At 43.6% G+C, this 289-nt stretch carries 1 pseudogene; it reads left to right on the top strand.

From position 1 onward, the window contains the following. Positions 1-20: 20 nt before the first annotated feature. Positions 21-289, top strand: a pseudogene (locus ACNKXV_RS14445) (hypothetical protein); the annotation flags it as partial.

Genomic DNA, 289 nt, shown 5'->3' with positions numbered 1-289 from the left:
AAGAGGACTTTACACGGATTTTGAAAGAACCTAAAAACGCGTTGACCAAGCAATACGAGGCGCTTTTTGAAGTAGAGGAGGTGTCATTGGCCTTCACTGATGACGCAGTAGACGAGATTGCAAGATTGGCATTTGTGATCAATCAGGAAGTGGAAAATATCGGTGCCCGTCGTCTTCATACTGTGATGAGCCATTTGCTCAATGATTTTCTGTTCGAAGTGCCTGATTTGATCGAACCCAATTCCAAAATCATGGTGACCAAAGAGATGGTTCAAGAGCGATTGAGTAC

This window comes from Christiangramia aquimixticola, from assembly GCF_048285835.1.
GTDB classification, from domain to species: domain Bacteria; phylum Bacteroidota; class Bacteroidia; order Flavobacteriales; family Flavobacteriaceae; genus Christiangramia; species Christiangramia aquimixticola.
The sequence above is the reverse complement of the archived record's forward strand: the minus strand, read 5'-3'. Positions and strand labels throughout refer to the sequence as shown.